This is a genomic window from Janthinobacterium sp. KBS0711 (assembly GCF_000988085.1).
Taxonomy (GTDB): Bacteria; Pseudomonadota; Gammaproteobacteria; order Burkholderiales; family Burkholderiaceae_D; genus Janthinobacterium; species Janthinobacterium lividum_E.
Genome location: NZ_LBCO01000004.1, coordinates 399,315 through 415,336 on the forward strand (window position 1 = coordinate 399,315; position 16,022 = coordinate 415,336).

Sequence of the window (16,022 nt, forward strand, 5' to 3'; positions counted from 1 at the left end):
ATGTGCTGCTTATCACTTGGGGAGAAAACCGCAGACATTGCGGGTATGGGCGTCCGCCGAAAATGGACCTCTGCGACCGGTTCGGGTGAACGGCCGGCTGGCCTGGCCGGTAGAGTGTATCCGGCGCGTTCTTGGTGCTTGAGACAAGGGTGTCGCACCTGTGCATGCGACTTATTCGATAAGAGCCCTTTTGGGCTCTTTGGTCACCTGTGCATGGTGCGACAGGCCGCTGGTTAGTCCGGCTTGATTGATCAAGCCGGGTTACACAGGGGTTACATGGCATCCAGAAAGCAAAAAGCCCAATCCTGAGGATTGGGCTAAGTGCTTGAATTTATTGGTGCCGACTGCCGGTTTCGAACTGGCCACCTGATGATTACAAATCAACTGCTCTACCAAATGAGCTAAGTCGGCAAAAACTGCGCGTTGCGAATTATACGCTATTTAATGCGTGTCAGGGTCGGGCGGCCGCCTTTTTTTGGTGGCTCGTCGTCGCCGGGCGTGGCGTTGTCGCGTTGTTCGGGGGAGCTGGTCGGCACGGACGACAGGGTCGGGGCGCTGGCGGTCGGGGCGAGCACTGGCGGCGGGACGTCGGCGGACGCCGGGCTGTCCGTCGGTTGCGCGTCGGGGTCATCGTTGCCCAGCACGGGCTCGAAGGCCATGCCCTGGCCGTTTTCGTTGGCGTAGATGGCCATCACGTTGTCGACCGGCACGTAGATTTCGCGCGAGACGCCGCCGAAGCGGGCGTGGAAGCGGATGGCGTCGTTGTCCATCTTCAGGCCGCTGGTGGCGCCGAAGCTGATGTTGAGCACGATTTCGCCCTTTTTCACGTATTCCATCGGTACCGTGGTGCGCGAATCGACTTTGACCGCGAGGTAAGGCGTGTAGCCGCTGTCGGTGCACCACTCGTAGATGGCGCGCAGCATATAAGGTTTGGTTGAGATTTCAGACATGGTAGGCACTGTGAGGCGGGAGCGCCCCCGCAAGGCGGGCGCACCGGTAATTCAAAAGACTTGGCTCGCGCAAAAAACGGCTTTAACACGTGGCCCAAGATGTCCCGGCAAGCGTGGCTTGCCGGGAATATCTTAACGACGCATGACCTTCTCCGATGGCGTCAGCGCTTCGATATATGCTGGACGCGAGAAGATGCGTTCGGCGTATTTCATCAGCGGTGCAGCCGTCTTCGACAGTTCGATGCCATAGTGGTCCAGGCGCCACAGCAGCGGCGCGACAGCCACGTCGAGCATCGAGAATTCGTCGCCCAGCATGTACTTGTTTTTCAGGAACAGTGGCGCCAGGGTCGTCAGGCGGTCGCGGATTTCCGCGCGTGCCTTGTCGTGGGCCTTGTCGTTGCTCTTGGCGCGTTCGCTTTCCAGCACGTGCACGTGCACGAACAGTTCTTTTTCGAAATTGAACAGCATCAGGCGCGCGCGGGCACGCATCAGCGGATCGGCCGGCATCAGTTGCGGATGCGGGAAGCGCTCATCGATGTACTCGTTGATGATGTTCGATTCATACAGGATCAGTTCGCGTTCGACCAGGATAGGCACTTGGCCATACGGGTTCATGGTCGAAATGTCTTCCGGTTTGTTGAACAGGTCGACGTCGCGCACTTCGAAGTCCATGCCTTTTTCAAACAGAACCAGGCGGCAGCGTTGCGAAAATGGGCAGGTTGTACCCGAATAGAGAACCATCATTTTTTATAGTTCCTTAGAAACAAAGGGGGTGAAGCCGCGAACGGCTCACCCCAGGTCGCTTGTCCACTCATGCGGACAACGCAGAAACAGGCATAAACCGGCCTATGGCCGGCGCCTCACTTATTTGACTTCCTTCCAGAACGACGCGTTAAGGCGCCATGCCAGCAGAGCAAAGACCGACAGGAACAGCAGCACCCACACGCCCAAGCGCTTGCGTGTTTGCTGTGCCGGTTCGGCCATCCACTCCATGTAGCCGACCAGGTCGGCTACCGCATTGTCATACTCGATCTTGTTCAACGTACCTGGCTTGACCTGCTCGAAGCCGGTAAATTTGTGGATCTTCTTGCCAGCTTCGTGCGGATCATTCTCTTCCACGAACTTGGCAGTCTGGACACCTTGCAATTCCCATAATACATGCGGCATGGCAACATTCGGCACGACCATGTTGTTCCAGCCGGTCGGACGAGTGTCGTCTTTATAGAACGTACGCAGGTAAGTATACAGGTAGTCGCCGCCTGTGCCAGCGGAAGATGATTTCGCACGCGAAATTACCGACAAATCGGGCGGTACGACGCCAAAGAAGGCCTTGGCGTCCTGCGCTGCCAGGCTTGTCGTCATCAGGTCGCCCACTTTATCACTGGTAAACAACAAGTTCTGCTTGATCTGGTCTTCCGTCAAGCCCAGGTCGCGCAGGCGGTTGTAGCGCATCGACACGGCAGAGTGGCAATTCAAGCAATAGTTGACGAACAATTTGGCGCCATGCTGCAGCGCTGCCATGTTGGTTTGGCGGTCAGGCGCCTTGTCCAGCGGAAAGCCGCCTTCGCTGGCGAGAGCCATGGCGGGCACGAGGGCCAGGATGGCGAGCAGTTTTTTTGCAATCTTCATATGATGTATGTCCTTTGAGCGTGGCGTGAGAGCGGCTTAGTGCGGGTGAAACGTCACACGCGACGGCACGGTCTTGAACTTGCCCATGGCACTCCACCATGGCATCAGCAGGAAGAAGCTGAAGTAAATCAGGGTGCACACTTGCGACACGATGGTCTTGGTATCCGTTGGCGCCTGGGTCCCGAGGTAGCCGAGGATCAGGAACGACAGGCCAAAGATGGCATAGATGTATTTGTGCCAGGTCGGACGGTAGCGGATCGATTTCACGGGCGAATGGTCCAGCCATGGCAGGAACGCCAGGATCACGACGGAGCCGCCAAAGAACACCACGCCCCAGAATTTCGCATCCAGCACCTGCGGCAGCATGCCGATGATGGCGACGATGGCGATGCCGGCGATGACCGACTTGACGATCGTCGACAGGCGCGACTTGAGCCAGATGAACACCACGTAGGCAGCCACGACACCCATCAGCACGTACATGAAGTCGGCCGTGGTGGCGCGCAGCACCGAGTAGAACGGCGTGAAGTACCAGGTTGGCGCGATGTGCAGCGGGGTCTTCAGCGAGTCGCCTGGCAGGAAGTTATTGTATTCCAGGAAGTAACCGCCCATTTCCGGCGCGAAGAAGACGACGGCGCTGAAAATGACGAGGAAGATCGATACGCCGAACAGGTCATGCACGGTGTAGTACGGATGCGAAGGGATCGAATCGACCGGGTGGCCATCGGCGCCCAGGTTTTCCTTCACTTCGATGCCGTCCGGATTGCTCGAACCGACTTCATGCAGGGCGATCAAGTGCGCTGCAACCAGGCCCAGCAGTACCAGCGGGATGGCGATCACGTGGAAGGCGAAGAAGCGGTTCAGGGTCGCGTCGGAAACAACATAGTCGCCGCGGATCCACAGCGACAGGTCAGGGCCGATCAGCGGGATGGCGCCAAACAGGTTGACGATCACCTGGGCGCCCCAGTACGACATCTGGCCCCATGGCAACAGGTAGCCGAAGAACGCTTCGGCCATCAGGCACAGGAAGATGGCGAAACCGAACAGCCAGATCAGCTCACGTGGCTTGCGGTACGAGCCGTACAGCAGGCCGCGCGTCATGTGCAGGTAGACGATGATGAAGAAGGCCGAGGCGCCCGTCGAGTGCATGTAGCGCACCAGCCAGCCCCACGGTACTTCGCGCATGATGTACTCGACGGAATTGAAGGCCAGGGCCGCATCCGGTTTGTAGTGCATGGTCAGGAAGATGCCGGTGACGATCTGCAAGACCAGCACCAGCATGGCCAGCGAGCCGAAGATGTACCAGAAATTGAAGTTTTTCGGGGCGTAGTACTTGCCCCATTGGTCGTTCCACAGCTTGGTCAGGGGAAAGCGGTCATCGACCCAGCCCAGCGCTTTTTCGGCGACGGGAGCGTCTGCCGGGAATTTCGTTTCTTTGAAAGCAGCCATGATCAAGCCTCGCCTTTCTCGTCTTTACCTATCAGCAATTTGGTGTCGCTCAGATACATATGACGCGGCACTTGCAGGTTGTCCGGCGCCGGCTTGTTCTTGAACACGCGGCCAGCCATGTCGAAGGTGGAGCCGTGGCAAGGGCACAGGAAGCCGCCTTCCCAGTCATCGGGCAGCGACGGTTGCGGGCCGGGGGCAAATTTCGAGGAAGGGGAGCAGCCCAGGTGGGTGCAGATGCCGACGGCGACGAGAATTTCAGGCTTGATCGAGCGTGCCTCGTTCATGCAGTATTCAGGCGTGAATTCGGCGGGATTGCGTTGGGAATTGGCATCGGCGACTTTGCCGTCGGTCTTTTTCAGGGACGCGATCATTTCCGGCGTGCGCTTCAGGATCCAGACCGGCTTGCCGCGCCATTCGACGGTGCGCATTTCGCCGGGTTGCAAGGTGGTGATGTCTACTTCGACCGGCGCGCCAGCCGCTTTCGCGCGCTCCGACGGCTGGAAGGTGCTTACCAAGGCTCCCGCGGTTGCCAATCCAACTACACTGCCCGCCGCGCACGTGGCGACGAGCAAGCCGCGACGGCCTGAATCGACCTGCTTTTCGTTACTCATGCAAACCCCAATCAGTCAAAATGCGAATCTTTATTATGAGTGGCAGCCGCGAAAAACCCGTCGCCGAAGCTCTATCCCACTGATTGCCGCGATCCGCATCTTTGTACGGTAACGTGGCAACATCCCTGCGGAACTTCGGCCAATGGCGCAGCCCGTGCCAGTTTCTTGTTGATTATCCGGAAGTGAAAAAGCCACTTCTGGCAACCGCAAATTATAAGTGAAGCAAACAACGAATAAAACAAAAACGTTGCTTGTACCATAATTTATATACTTTTGCAGGAGGTGGCTAGTTCTTTCGAACTAGATGCGCATGGCTGTGCCGGAATTGGTCCTGCTGGCAACCACAAGTTGGTGTCACCAGGAATCAATAGTATGATCGGCATGTTTTTATATCTATCCGAAGGAGAAATTCATGGCAATGATGCAAGAATTTAAAGAATTTGCAATGAAGGGTAACGTCGTCGATCTGGCGGTCGGTGTCATTATCGGTGGCGCCTTCGGCAAGATTGTCGATTCGCTGGTGCAAGACGTGATCATGCCGCCTATCGGCCGCATTTTCGGCGGCCTCGATTTCGCCAATTACTACCTGCCCCTGAATGGCCAAGCTACCACTTTGACCCTGGTGGAAGCGAAAAAGGCGGGCGCCGTGCTGGCCTACGGCAACTTCCTGACCATTCTGCTCAATTTCGTCATTCTCGCTTTCATCATCTTCCAGATGGTGCGCCTGATGAACAAGGCCCGCCGCAGCGAACCGGTCGCGCCGGCGCCAGCACCGGCCACGCCGGAAGACATCGTGCTGCTGCGTGAAATCCGCGACTCCCTGCAGAAGAACGGACAGAATAGCAACGATCTGGCAAAATAAGTCGTTCCGGCACGGGCCGGCTGACCTGGGCAGAGAACTGTATGCGACGATTCTGGTTATTGTTTGCGCAAACCGTGACGATCGCGTTGGCGCTGTACTTTGTGTACGGCGCGCTGCGCCCGGCCAGCCGGGTACAGCAACTGGGCTCTCCCGCCAAACCGGTGCCCGTGGTGGAAACGGCGTCGAGCAGCCTGGCGCCCGGCTCCTACCGCGACGCGGCGGCGCGCGCCATGCCCGCCGTCGTCAACATCCTCACCCTGCAAGTGCCCAAGCGTGGCGCCCATCCGCTGGCGCGCGATCCCTTCTTCAAACGTTTCTTCGGCGACCGCGACCCGGACGACGGGGATGACGACGACTTGAAAAACAGCCTCGGCTCCGGCGTCATCGTCAGCCATGAAGGCTATGTGCTGACGAATAACCACGTGGTCGAAGGCGCCGATGAAATCGAAGTGGTGCTCACCGATGGCCGCAAGGCGCCGGCCAAGGTGGTGGGCCTGGACCCGGAAACGGACCTGGCCGTCATCAAGATCGACCTCGACAAGCTGCCCGTCATCGTGCTGGGCCAGTCGGAACTGGCGCGCGTGGGCGACGTGGTGCTGGCCATCGGCAACCCGTTCGGCGTGGGCCAGACGGTGACCATGGGCATCATCTCCGCCCTGGGCCGCAACAACCTGCACATCAACAGTTTTGAAAACTTCATCCAGACGGATGCGGCGATCAACTTCGGCAACTCGGGCGGCGCCCTGGTCGATACGCGCGGCAATCTGATCGGCATCAATACGGCGATTTACTCGCAAAGCGGCGGTTCCGTCGGCATCGGCTTCGCCATTCCCGTCTCGACGGCCAAGACGGTGATGGAAGCCATCATCAAGGATGGCCACGTGGTGCGCGGCTGGATCGGCGTGGAAACGCAGGACATCACGCCCGAACTGGCGCAAAGCTTCAACTTGCAGCGCACCAGCGGCGCCATCATCGCCGGCGTGGTGCGCAACGGCCCGGCCGACAAGGCGGGCATCGTGCCCGGCGACATCCTGCTGACGGTGCAAGGCAAGCCCGTGGGCGACACGACGGAAATGCTGAACCTGATCGCCCAACTGCCGCCCGGCGAAAAAGCTAAAATGACGGTGCTGCGCAAGAATCGCGAAGCGGCACTCGACGTGATGGTGGGCAAGCGCCCCATCCCGAAAGAGCTTTCCAAATAGTTGCTGATCGGAATTTGACACATGCATGTGCGTGATTTGACCCAATTTTTACGTGAACTGAGCGACAACAACAACCGTCCCTGGTTTGTGATGAACAAGCCCCGCTACGACATCCTGCGCGAGGAATTCCTCGCCTTGGTCACCAGCCTGATCGGTGAGCTGGGCAAGTTCGATCCGGCCGTGAAATACTGCAATCCGAAGAAGGCCTTGTTCCGCATCAACCGCGACGTGCGCTTTGCCCATGATAAAAGCCCGTATAAGACGCGTTTTTCGGCCGCCATCGCGCCGAACGACATGCGCCGACCCAGCAAGGCGGGCGGCCCCACCTATTACCTGCAGATCGATGGCCAGGGCAACTTGCTGTTCGGCGCCGGCGAATACATGCCGCCGCCTGGCCGCCTGAAGGCGTTGCGCGAGCACATGGTCAACGATGCGCCAGGTTTTTCCAAAATGCTGAAGAATAAGCGCTTGAAGGCCCGCTTCGGCACCATCCAGAACGAGGGCAAGCTGCAGCGCCCACCGAAGGGGTTTGACGCGGACGCCGAACATATCGAATTCATCAAGCTGAAGAGCTTTTTTGTCTGGACCGAAGTGCCGCTGCCCGTCAACGCCCCCGAGAAACTGCTGCCGACCCTGGCGGAAGGCTTGAAGGATGCGTGGCCGCTGGTCGAGTGGATGCGCGGCGCGAAAGAGCCGGAGGAAGTCACCGAGTAATTGCTGAAGGAGCACATGATGGCACTGGAGCACGCAAGTTCAGGACAGGTGATCGAGGTGCTGCGCAGGGACGGCGACGACCTGTCGCAGTTTTCCGCCATTGCGCTGGCCAAGACGGATGAACTGGAACTGATCCGCATGTGCATGCCCAAAGGCAAGACCATGCCCGAGCATCATGTGCTCGGTGAAATCACCCTGCTGTGCCTGCAAGGGCAGGTGGCGGTGGAAGCGCATGGCGGCGTGCAAGTGCTGGGGCCGGGGCAGATGCTGTACCTGCTCGGCGGCCAGGCGCATGCCCTGGAAGCGCGCGAAGACAGCTTATTGCTGCTCACCATACTCATGCACAAGGCGGGGCGCTAGGTTTTCCTGGCTGGTCAGGACGCCTTAGGCCGCCTCGGCGCGCGGGTCGCGCGACAGCAGCTGCTGCACCATCACGTGCGGCAAATCTCCATCGAACAGCACGCCGGCCACGGCATTGGTGATCGGCATGTCGACGCCCATGCGGCGCGCCAGTTCGCGCACGGCCTTGGCGCAGGGGACGCCTTCGGCCACGTGACCGAGTTCGGCCACGATGGTGTCCAGCGCCTTGCCTTGCGCCAAGCCCAGGCCGACCCGGCGGTTGCGCGACAGGTCGCCCGTGCAGGTCAAAATCAAGTCGCCCATGCCCGTCAAGCCCATGAACGTTTCCGTCTGGCCACCCAAGGCAGTGCCCAGGCGCGTGATTTCCGCCAGGCCACGCGTGATCAGCGCGGCGCGCGCATTCAAGCCCAGGCCCAGGCCATCGGCCACGCCCGTGGCAATGGCCAGCACATTCTTGACGGCGCCGCCCACTTCCACGCCCACCAGGTCGTCGCTCGCATACACGCGGATGGTGCCGCCATGCAAGGCCGAGACGACGCCGGCGCGCAAGGCGGGGCAGTGCGAGGCGATGGTCAGCGCGCACGGCAAGCCGCGCGCCACTTCCTGCGCGAACGAAGGGCCGGACAGGGCGCCGCCGGGAATCTTGTCGCCCAGCACTTCCTGCACGATCTGGTGCGGCAGCAAGCCCGTGCCGCCTTCAAACCCTTTGCACAGCCACACCAGGTTGCCGATGGCTTTGTCTTTCAATTGGTGCAGCATGGGCCGCAAGCCCGCCACGGGGCAGGCGGCGATCAGGAGGCCCTGTTCGCCCGCGGCATGCGCGACGGCGGCGTCGAAATCGGCGCTGATGCGCAGTTGCGGCGGCAATGGGAAGCCCGGCAAATAACTGTTTTCGCCGCTGGCGGCCATGGCGGCCATGGCCTCGCCGTTGCGGCCCCACAGCAGCACGTCGTGGCGGCCGGCCAGGGCCATGGCCACGGCCGTGCCCCAGGCGCCGGCGCCCAGGATGGTGATCTTGCGGGCGGCGGGAATGCTATCGGGAGTGACTTCAGGAGAAACTTGCATGCAACCTCAAACGGGCAGGGGGAACGGACGCGGTGCTTACAGGCCCCACACTTCGCTGGTCTTGACGTAGCCGCTCTGGCCATCCTTGTGGCGCACCTTGACCCAGCCGGAACTCGCTTGCTCGCTCATTTCCAGCAGCACGCCCTTGTCGACGAGGAGGATGGCGGAGGCGGTGTCGTCGGGGCTGGCGCGAACCTTGAGGTTCGCGGCGCGCGCCACGACGTTGCGCTTGGCCGACAGTCCCTTGGCTTCCGTCCAGGCCATTTCGCCGCTGGCGTCGCGTACCTTGACCCATTCGCCGTAGCTGAGCACGACTTCCAGCGGCATGCCGCGTGGCGCCACGTACAGCTTGCCGCCCTTGGAGGATGGCGCGTCGTACAGGATCACGGGGGCGGCGCCCACCGTTTTGAAATCGACGGCGTGGCTGGCGGTGGTCGCCAGCAGCAACACGGCGCCGGCCATCCAGCGGAACTTGCTCAAGAGCGCACTTTTCAACATGATATTTTGAACCTTAACGAAACACGGCGGCCAGGCCGCCGTGTCAGGCCAGCCTTGACGGCCAGCGGGGTCTTGCAAGAGCTTAGTGCGTTTCGCTGGCTGCTGGTGCTGCGGCAGCGGCGTCAGCAATAGCTTGCAGACGTTGTTGGTAGAACACTTCGAAGTTGATCTCGGCCAAGTGCACTGGCGGGAAGCCGGCACGGGTGATCACGTCGGCGATGTTGGCGCGCAGGTAAGGGTAGATGATGTTCGGGCAGCCGATTCCCAGCAGCGGATCGAGTTGATCGGCAGGAATGTTGCGTGCTTCGAAGATACCGGCTTGCTTGCCTTCAACCAGGAAAGCGACTTTTTCGCCGACTTTGGCGGTCACGGTGATGGTGACGGTGGCTTCGAAGATGCCGTCGGCCAGAGGCGTAGCGCCCACGTCCAGAGCCACTTCGATCGCTGGTGCTTCTTGTTCCAGGAAAATAGCTGGGGAATTTGGTTGTTCCAGCGACATGTCTTTCAGGTAGACGCGTTGGATTTGGAAGACTGGTTGCAGATTTTCGTCAGACATGGAACGCTTTCGTTGTAAGGGACAAGAACGGCACACCGTTCAAATATGGTACTTGCGGTATTCAAACCGTGCCGGATAGGCACGGCCAGATCAGGTGCGAGGGCAATTGTATCAAAACAATACGACAAAAAACCAAGCAATTTCTCGAACCCGCTTTATATCAGGCTGCCGTGCCGTTTAACAAGGGGTCGAGCTTGCCAGCTTGATCGAGCGCATACAAATCGTCGAATCCGCCCACGTGGGTATCGCCCACATAGATTTGCGGTACCGTGCGGCGGCCCGTGCGTTCCATCATCTTGATGCGCTCTTCCGGGTCGAGGTCGACGCGGATCTTTTGCACGGCGACGCCCTTCGATTCCAACAGGCGCTCGGCGCGCACGCAATACGGGCACACGGCGGTGCTGTAAACAATAACAGGTACGGTCATGATGATTCCTTCAGTTAAGGCCGGCTTATTTCGCCAGCGACAAGGTTTTCAATGGCAAACCTTGTTTCTTCCATTCGTCGAGGCCGCCTTCCAGGCTCGTTGCCTCAGCGAAACCAGCTTTGCCCAGCAGGCCGACGGCGGTTGCCGAACGCGAACCTTTCTGGCAAACCACTACAATGGGGCGCGTTTTGAATTTTTCCAGCTCGCCCAGGCGTTTTGCCAGTTCCGGCAGCGGAATATTTTTTGCATCAGGCAAGTGGCCCGTGGCGAATTCTTCCGCGCTGCGCACGTCGACGATGATGGTTTTTCCGCGGTTGATCAGTTGCGTGACTTCCAGCACGGTCGCGCGCTTGCCGCGCATCGACAGCAGTGGCCAGAGGAGGGCGCCGCCGGAAATAATGACGATGGCAAACAGAAAAATGTGGTCGATAATGAATTTCACGTAGGGTCCAATGGTTTAAGTCAATCCGCGCATTATAAAATAGAAGCTGGACGAGGTCTTTTTACGTTTTGCTTTTTTGATTTGAACCCCTTGAGAAGATAGAACTATGTACAAAATCGTTTTCATGCGTCACGGCGAGTCCACCTGGAATCTCGATAACCGCTTTACCGGCTGGACCGACGTCGATCTGACGGAAAAGGGCGTCAACGAAGCCAAGGCCGCCGGCCAGATCCTCAAGCAGGAAGGTTTTACGTTCGACGTGGCCTACACTTCCGTCCTGAAGCGCGCCATCCGCACCCTGTGGCTGGCGCTCGACGAGATGGACATGATGTATTTGCCAATCAAGAACGACTGGCGCTTGAACGAGCGTCACTACGGCGCCCTGCAAGGCCTGGACAAGGGCGAAACGGCTGCCAAGTATGGCGACGAGCAAGTATTGGTATGGCGCCGCAGCTACGACACGCCGCCGCCGCCGCTGGCGGAAGACGACGACCGCGCCTCGTTCAACGATCCGCGCTATGCCGGCTTGCCGAAAGCGTCGATTCCGCTGACCGAATGCCTGAAAGACACCGTGGCGCGCGTGATGCCGGCCTGGGATGAAGAAATCGCCCCGGCCATCCGCGCTGGCAAGAAAATCATCATTTCGGCCCACGGCAACAGCCTGCGCGCGCTGATCAAAATGCTCGACGGCATCAGCGACAGCGACATCGTCGGCCTGAACATTCCGAACGGCCAGCCGCTCGTGTATGAACTGGATGCCGACCTGAAACCGATCCGTCACTACTACCTGGGCGACCCGGCAGCGATTGCGGCAGCGCAAGCAGCCGTGGCGAACCAAGGGAAGGCCAAGTAACTTGTCGTCTTTCTTCCGCGGCACAGCCATCGCCCCCTCTGCTGAACGATCCCTGCCGGCGTGGCGCGCCGGTGCCATGCTGTGCCTGGCGCTGCTGCTTTCCAGCGGCGCCGCGCAGGGCGCCAAGCCCACCGAACGCAGCAAACAGAAGGCGGTCGCGGAAGCACAACGTGCTGGATTGCAACAAAAGCTGACGGCGCTCAAGCGCGACATCAGCCGTACGGAAAGCGCCAAGGACGACGCGGCCGATACCCTGGCCGAGTCGGAAGAAGCCATTTCCAACGCCAACCGCGCCTTGCGCGACCTGGCGCAGGAGCAAAGCGAGACGGGCGTGAAACTCAATGCGCTGGGGCAAGAGCACCAGCAATTGACGGCCACCGTCGAGAAACAAAAGACGCAGCTGTCAAAGTTGCTGCGTGAACAATATGTCGCCGGCAACGAAGACCGCATCAAGCTGCTCTTGTCGGGCGACAATCCGAACCGCATCAACCGCGATTTGCAACTGATGGCGTACGTGTCGCAGGCGCAGGCGCGCCTGCTGGAAGCCTTGCGCGCCAATTTGCTGGCCGTGGAGAAAAACCAGGCGGACGTGCAGAACGCCAAGGACGAGCTGGAAGAAATCGCGCAGGAAGAGCGCGACCAAAAGGCCTTGCTGGTGCAGGAGAAGGCGCGCCGCGCCGCCTTGCTGACGAGCTTGTCGCAGCGCCTGGTGGCGCAGCGCAAGGAAGTGGGCAATGTCGAGCGCGACGAACAGCGCATGGGCAACCTGGTCGACAAGCTGGCAAAACTGATCGAAGAGCAGGCCGCGGCCGCCGCGGCCGAAAAGAAACGCCAGCAATTGTTGGCCGAGCAACGCGCCGCCGCCAAAGCGGCCGCCGACGCCAAGATCGCGGCGGAAAAACGCGAACGCCTGCTGGCTGCGCGCGCCAAGGCCGCCCAGGCGCAGGCCGAACGCGAACGCATTGCGAAAGAGCAACAAAACAAATCGGGCAAGATCAAGCCGCAGACGCCGCCTTCGCCGCCCGTGAAACTGGAGCCGATCGACGACGACGAGCCGCCGCAAGTGGCCAAGGTGGCGCCGAAACCGGAACCCAAGCCGGAACCGGAGCCGGAACGCCCGAGCCTGGGCCCGGCCGCGCCGGCCGGCGCCTTTGCCAGCCTGAAAGGGCAGCTGCGCGCGCCCGTGGCCGGCAAGATCGCCGCCCGCTTCGGCAGCAAGCGTGGTGACGGCCCCAGCTGGAAGGGCGTGTTCATCCGCACGGGGGAAGGCAGCGAGGTCCACGCCATCGCCGGCGGCCGCGTCGTGTTTTCCGACTGGCTGCGCGGTTTCGGCAATTTGATCATCGTCGACCACGGCGGCCAGTACATGAGTATTTATGGCAATAACCAATCCCTGCTGAAACGGGTGGGCGACGCCGTCAAGGGCGGCGACGCCATTGCCAGCGCGGGCAACAGCGGCGGCAACGAGGAATCAGGGCTATACTTTGAATTGCGTCATCAGGGCCGCGCCTTCGATCCAGCCACCTGGGTGAAGTTTTAAGTTCCCACCATTGCTGCGGCAGCGAATTTGTAGATTGCGAAGAATACATGGGTATCAAAGTCAAAAGTATCGGCCTGATCGGTCTGGGCGTCCTGGCCGGCATCGGCATGTCGCTGCAGTTCCCGGCCGTGGCGCAAAAAATTACGAATGCCCCGCTGCCGCTCGACGAGCTGCGCCAGCTGTCCGACGTCTTCGGCCTGATCAAGTCCGATTACGTCGAGAAGGTGGAAGACAAGAAACTCTTGACGGAAGCCATTTCCGGCATGGTCTCGTCGCTGGACCCACACTCCGTCTACCTCGATAAAAATGCCTTCAAGGAAATGCGCGAAAGCGTGCAGGGCAAGTTCGTCGGCATCGGCATCGAAGTGAGCATGGAAGACGGCTACGTGAAAGTCGTCTCGCCCATCGAGGACAGCCCCGCCGCCAAGGCCGGCATCCAGGCGGGCGACCTGATTACCCGCCTCGACAACATCCCGCTGAAAGGCTTGCAGCTGGAAGAAGTCATCAAGAAGATGCGCGGCCAGCCCGGCAGCAAGCTGGTGCTGACGATGTCGCGCAAGGGTGAAAGCAAGCCGCTGGTCTTCCCCATCGTGCGCGAGGAAATCCGCGTGCAAAGCGTGAAGGCCAAGATGGTCGCACCCGGCTATGCCTGGCTGCGCATCGCCCAGTTCCAGGAACCGACCGTCGATGACATGGTCAAAAAGATCAACGCGCTGTATGCGCAAGACCCCAAGCTCAAGGGCCTGGTGCTGGACTTGCGCAACGATCCCGGCGGCGTCGTGCCGGGCGCCATCGGCGTGGCGACAGCATTCCTTCCAGGTAACTCCGTGATCGTCTCGACCAAGGGCCAGTTGCCCGAGTCGAAACAGGTGTTTTACGGCCGCCGCGAATTCTATGCGCCGCCGGGCGCCAAGGCCGACCCGCTGGCCAAGCTGCCGGCCGCGCTGAAAACCGTGCCGCTGGTGGTGCTGGTCAATGCCGGTTCCGCGTCCGCCTCGGAAATCGTCGCCGGCGCCCTGCAGGATTACCAGCGGGCCACCGTCATCGGCACGCAGACGTTCGGCAAGGGTTCCGTGCAAACCTTGCGCCAGATCACGGCCGACACGGCCGTCAAGCTGACGACGGCCCGCTACTACACGCCGAAAGGCCGGGCCATCCAGGCGCGCGGCATCGTGCCCGACTTGCTGGTCGATGAAACGGCCGAGGGGGATGGTTGGAACAGCTTGCGCGTGCGCGAGGCGGACCTGGAAAAACACTTGAGCAGCAACGACGGCAAGCCGGAAGCGGCCAAGCCGACGATGGAAGGCATGCAGGATCAGCTGGAAGAAGAGCAGCGCCTGATCGCCACGGCGAAAAAGCGCAAGCCGCTCGAGTACGGCGCCAAGGACGATTTCCAGCTGCAGCAAGCCTTGAACCACTTCCAGGGCTTGCCGGTGCAGCTGGCCAAGGCGGACGCCAAGGTTGAAAAAATCGGCGCCAAGCCGGAAATCGCTTCCGACATCAAGGCCGATGACAAGAAGATTCCTGTGCGGAAGCCATAGCCGCCACCATGAACGACAATCAGCTGCTGCGCTACTCGCGCCACATCCTGTTAGACGAGATCGGCATCGAAGGCCAGCAAGCCTTGCTCGAAGCGCACGTGCTGGTGATCGGCGCGGGCGGGCTCGGCTCGCCGGCGGCCATGTACCTGGCCGCCAGCGGCGTCGGCAAGCTGACCCTCGTCGATGACGACACGGTGGATCTGACCAATCTGCAGCGCCAGATCGCCCACACGACGGCCCGCGTGGGCCAGCCGAAAGTGCTGTCGGCGCGCGAAACCTTGACTGGTATTAATCCCGAGATTGAAATAGTGGCCTTGCAGGAGCGTCTCGACGGCGCGCGCCTGGCCGAACTGGTCTTGTCCTCCACGGTGGTGCTCGACTGCACCGACAACTTCGCCACGCGCCACGCCGTCAACCGCGCCTGCGTGGCGCACAAGGTGCCGCTGGTGTCGGGCGCCGTGATCCGTTTCGACGGGCAAGTAAGCGTATTCGACCCGCGCACGGGCACCCAGCCGTGCTATTCCTGCCTGTTTCCGCAGGAGCAGCAGTTCACGGACGAGGCGTGCTCGACCATGGGCGTGTTCGCGCCTTTGGTGGGCGTGGTGGGCGCCATGCAGGCGGCCGAGGCGCTGAAACTGATCATGGGTACGGGTGAATCGCTGGCCGGACGGCTGCTGCTGCTCGATGGTTTGCACATGGAATGGAGCAGCATGCGCGTCGCGCGCGACCCCGGCTGCGCCGTTTGCGGCAAAGTGGTCTTGCCGGCCTGACAGCCCCCGCAGAAATTTTTCCCTATATGACAGGCTTTGTCATATTTCCGCTTTATACTCTGCTCTCATTACTCACCTTCTTCTCTCTTTCTTATGCAAAACGCAGCAAACCATCCGATACGCCAGCGCCGCGCGCGCGGCTTCACTTTGATCGAAATCATGGTCGTGGTGGTGATCATGGGCATCCTCGCGTCGCTGGTGGTGCCCAAGCTGATTGCCCGCACGGGCGAGTCGAAAGTGGCGGCGGCGAAAGTCGACATCGCCACCGTGATGCAAGCGTTGAAACTGTATCGCCTGGATAACCAGCGCTACCCGACCACCGAGCAGGGCTTGCAGGCGCTGATCGAAAAACCGACCACGGGACCGGCCGCGAATGGCTGGAAAGCGGGCGGCTACCTGGAAAAGATGCCGAAGGACCCATGGGGCAACCCCTACCAGTTCCTGTCGCCGGGCGTGAAGGGTGAAGTCGATATCATCTCGCTGGGCGCCGACGGCCAGCCTGGCGGTAGCGGCGACGACGCCGATATCGGTTCCTGGGAACTGTAAGTTTTCC

19 protein-coding genes and 1 tRNA gene are annotated in these 16,022 nt (G+C 60.5%); 9 read left to right on the top strand and 11 right to left on the bottom strand.

The genetic code is table 11. From position 1 onward, the window contains the following. Window positions 1-335: 335 nt before the first annotated feature. The 6 genes from VM94_RS02320 to petA all read right to left on the bottom strand — a co-directional run bounded on the left by VM94_RS02320 (window position 336) and on the right by petA (window position 4,639). Window positions 336-411 (bottom strand) — tRNA-Thr (locus VM94_RS02320). A gap of 26 nt (window positions 412-437) precedes the next feature. Further along, complete coding sequence (locus VM94_RS02325; protein WP_046681987.1) at window positions 438-950, bottom strand: ClpXP protease specificity-enhancing factor; 513 nt, start codon at window positions 948-950, stop codon at window positions 438-440. A gap of 132 nt (window positions 951-1,082) precedes the next feature. Continuing rightward, window positions 1,083-1,694 (bottom strand): glutathione S-transferase N-terminal domain-containing protein, encoded by a 612-nt coding sequence (locus VM94_RS02330; RefSeq protein WP_010394154.1) that lies wholly within the window; start codon window positions 1,692-1,694, stop codon window positions 1,083-1,085. A gap of 120 nt (window positions 1,695-1,814) precedes the next feature. Further along, a complete protein-coding gene (locus VM94_RS02335; protein WP_034753006.1) occupies window positions 1,815-2,579 on the bottom strand; it encodes a cytochrome c1 in 765 nt (254 codons plus the stop codon). Window positions 2,580-2,615: 36 nt separating this feature from the next. Then, window positions 2,616-4,028 carry a cytochrome b gene (locus VM94_RS02340; RefSeq protein ID WP_046681988.1) on the bottom strand — a complete coding sequence of 471 codons (1,413 nt, stop codon included), beginning with the start codon at window positions 4,026-4,028 and terminating at the stop codon, window positions 2,616-2,618. Window positions 4,029-4,030: 2 nt separating this feature from the next. After that, window positions 4,031-4,639, bottom strand: coding sequence for a ubiquinol-cytochrome c reductase iron-sulfur subunit (gene petA / locus VM94_RS02345; RefSeq protein ID WP_034753009.1), 609 nt, complete (start codon window positions 4,637-4,639; stop codon window positions 4,031-4,033). A 412-nt stretch (window positions 4,640-5,051) separates the two neighbouring features. Between petA and mscL the strand changes: the two genes are divergently transcribed. The 4 genes from mscL to VM94_RS02365 are packed head-to-tail and all read left to right on the top strand — an operon-like array spanning window position 5,052 to window position 7,777. Next, entirely contained in the window at window positions 5,052-5,501 is a 450-nt protein-coding gene (gene mscL / locus VM94_RS02350) for a large conductance mechanosensitive channel protein MscL (protein ID WP_046681989.1), read from the top strand. Between the two features lie 41 nt (window positions 5,502-5,542). Then, on the top strand, window positions 5,543-6,703 hold the full coding sequence (locus VM94_RS02355) for a Do family serine endopeptidase (RefSeq protein ID WP_072455825.1): 1,161 nt from the start codon (window positions 5,543-5,545) through the stop codon (window positions 6,701-6,703). Between the two features lie 21 nt (window positions 6,704-6,724). Next, a complete protein-coding gene (locus VM94_RS02360; RefSeq protein ID WP_046681990.1) occupies window positions 6,725-7,417 on the top strand; it encodes a DUF2461 domain-containing protein in 693 nt (230 codons plus the stop codon). Between the two features lie 15 nt (window positions 7,418-7,432). Next, window positions 7,433-7,777 (top strand): hypothetical protein, encoded by a 345-nt coding sequence (locus tag VM94_RS02365; RefSeq protein WP_235432792.1) that lies wholly within the window; start codon window positions 7,433-7,435, stop codon window positions 7,775-7,777. Between the two features lie 24 nt (window positions 7,778-7,801). On the opposite strand, the gene VM94_RS02370 is transcribed toward VM94_RS02365, so the two are convergent. The 5 genes from VM94_RS02370 to VM94_RS02390 form a co-directional block, all read right to left on the bottom strand. Continuing rightward, window positions 7,802-8,842 (bottom strand): NAD(P)H-dependent glycerol-3-phosphate dehydrogenase, encoded by a 1,041-nt coding sequence (locus VM94_RS02370; RefSeq protein WP_046681991.1) that lies wholly within the window; start codon window positions 8,840-8,842, stop codon window positions 7,802-7,804. Window positions 8,843-8,878: 36 nt separating this feature from the next. Beyond that, window positions 8,879-9,340, bottom strand: a complete 462-nt coding sequence (locus VM94_RS02375) for an SH3 domain-containing protein (RefSeq protein ID WP_046681992.1) — start codon at window positions 9,338-9,340, stop codon at window positions 8,879-8,881. A gap of 82 nt (window positions 9,341-9,422) precedes the next feature. Next, window positions 9,423-9,896, bottom strand: a complete 474-nt coding sequence (gene secB, locus VM94_RS02380) for a protein-export chaperone SecB (RefSeq protein ID WP_046681993.1) — start codon at window positions 9,894-9,896, stop codon at window positions 9,423-9,425. 160 nt (window positions 9,897-10,056) lie between these two features. Next, entirely contained in the window at window positions 10,057-10,323 is a 267-nt protein-coding gene (gene grxC, locus VM94_RS02385; protein WP_034753025.1) for a glutaredoxin 3, read from the bottom strand. Between the two features lie 25 nt (window positions 10,324-10,348). Continuing rightward, window positions 10,349-10,765 (bottom strand): rhodanese-like domain-containing protein, encoded by a 417-nt coding sequence (locus tag VM94_RS02390; protein WP_046681994.1) that lies wholly within the window; start codon window positions 10,763-10,765, stop codon window positions 10,349-10,351. Window positions 10,766-10,871: 106 nt separating this feature from the next. Between VM94_RS02390 and gpmA the strand changes: the two genes are divergently transcribed. The 5 genes from gpmA (at window position 10,872) to gspG (ending at window position 16,015) form a co-directional block, all read left to right on the top strand. Next, on the top strand, window positions 10,872-11,618 hold the full coding sequence (gene gpmA / locus VM94_RS02395; RefSeq protein WP_034753030.1) for a 2,3-diphosphoglycerate-dependent phosphoglycerate mutase: 747 nt from the start codon (window positions 10,872-10,874) through the stop codon (window positions 11,616-11,618). Between the two features lie 76 nt (window positions 11,619-11,694). Then, window positions 11,695-13,158, top strand: a complete 1,464-nt coding sequence (locus VM94_RS02400; protein WP_046681995.1) for a murein hydrolase activator EnvC family protein — start codon at window positions 11,695-11,697, stop codon at window positions 13,156-13,158. 47 nt (window positions 13,159-13,205) lie between these two features. Next, the gene (locus VM94_RS02405) at window positions 13,206-14,699 is read left to right on the top strand and encodes a S41 family peptidase (RefSeq protein ID WP_046681996.1); all 1,494 of its coding nucleotides are present in this window, start codon (window positions 13,206-13,208) and stop codon (window positions 14,697-14,699) included. Between the two features lie 8 nt (window positions 14,700-14,707). Beyond that, window positions 14,708-15,469, top strand: a complete 762-nt coding sequence (locus VM94_RS02410; RefSeq protein WP_046681997.1) for a HesA/MoeB/ThiF family protein — start codon at window positions 14,708-14,710, stop codon at window positions 15,467-15,469. 93 nt (window positions 15,470-15,562) lie between these two features. Further along, window positions 15,563-16,015, top strand: a complete 453-nt coding sequence (gene gspG / locus VM94_RS02415) for a type II secretion system major pseudopilin GspG (protein WP_035823835.1) — start codon at window positions 15,563-15,565, stop codon at window positions 16,013-16,015. Window positions 16,016-16,022 lie beyond the last annotated feature (7 nt).